This window comes from Aerococcus sp. L_32 (assembly GCF_050689315.1).
In genome coordinates this window covers 1-1048 of the sequence record NZ_JBOEQF010000604.1, presented here as the reverse complement: position 1 = coordinate 1048, position 1048 = coordinate 1, and the positions used below count along the sequence as shown (strand labels likewise).

General features: G+C 39.0%; 3 protein-coding genes. All 3 read left to right on the top strand.

The genetic code is table 11. The features are described 5' to 3' along the window. Positions 1-74: 74 nt before the first annotated feature. Genes rplU through rpmA form a run of 3 tightly spaced genes read left to right on the top strand, consistent with a single transcriptional unit; the run spans position 75 to position 1048 of the window. Positions 75-383, top strand: a complete 309-nt coding sequence (gene rplU, locus ACRCJ0_RS15100; protein ID WP_083067653.1) for a 50S ribosomal protein L21 — start codon at positions 75-77, stop codon at positions 381-383. A 16-nt stretch (positions 384-399) separates the two neighbouring features. Beyond that, on the top strand, positions 400-747 hold the full coding sequence (locus ACRCJ0_RS15095; protein ID WP_419971108.1) for a ribosomal-processing cysteine protease Prp: 348 nt from the start codon (positions 400-402) through the stop codon (positions 745-747). Between the two features lie 13 nt (positions 748-760). Beyond that, positions 761-1048, top strand: a complete 288-nt coding sequence (gene rpmA, locus ACRCJ0_RS15090) for a 50S ribosomal protein L27 (protein ID WP_016897563.1) — start codon at positions 761-763, stop codon at positions 1046-1048.

Genomic DNA, 1048 nt, shown 5'->3' with positions numbered 1-1048 from the left:
CATGATATCGTATTTTAAGTGTCGAAAGACCACGTGTCGTGGCGAGTCTAAGTCTATATAAGGAGGTGCGTTAGATGTACGCAATTATTAAAACTGGTGGAAAACAAATTAAAGTTGAAGCTGGACAAGCTATCTACATTGAAAAATTAAATGCAGAAGCAGGAGACAAAGTTACTTTTGATCAAGTAGTTTTTGTTGGTGGTGACGATGTTAAAGTAGGAACACCTTTAGTTGAAGGTGCGACTGTTGAAGCAACTGTTGAAAAACAAGGTCGTCAAAAGAAAGTAACTACTTTCAAATACAAAGCTAAAAAAGATTCTCACCGTAAACAAGGTCATCGTCAACCATACACTAAAGTTGTTATCGACTCAATCAATGCTTAATTAAAAGTGTGATGTTATGATTCAAGCAATCTTTAAAACTGACGAGAAAGATCAATTTGTTAGCTTTGAAGTTTCTGGCCACGCCTTTGCTGGTGAATATGGGCAAGATGTTGTTTGTGCAGGAGTATCCGCTGTCGTTTTATCGACAGTGAATAACCTGACACGTATGGCAAATATCGAGCCACTTATTGAAGCCGATGAAGAAAATGGTGGTTACTTGTATGTTGAGTTAACCAAGGATCTCTCTACAGAGCAGGGTGAACTTGCTCAAATGTTATTAACAAGTTGCTATTTGGCCTTGTCTGAAGACGTTGAAGCCAATTACAGTAACTTTATACATGTATCCAAAACAACGAAATATTAGAGGAGGTTATCCCATGTTGAAATTTAATTTACAATTCTTCGCCCACAAAAAAGGGGGCGGGTCTACTGCCAATGGTCGTGACTCTCAATCAAAACGTTTAGGTGCTAAACGTGCTGATGGTCAGGAAGTTTCAGGTGGTTCAATTTTATACCGTCAACGCGGTACTAAAATTTACCCAGGTGTAAACGTAGGACGCGGTGGAGACGATACTTTATTTGCTAAAGTTGACGGAATCGTTCGCTTCGAACGTAAAGGCCGTGACCAAAAACAAGTATCAGTTTATCCAGTAGCTGCTGAATAA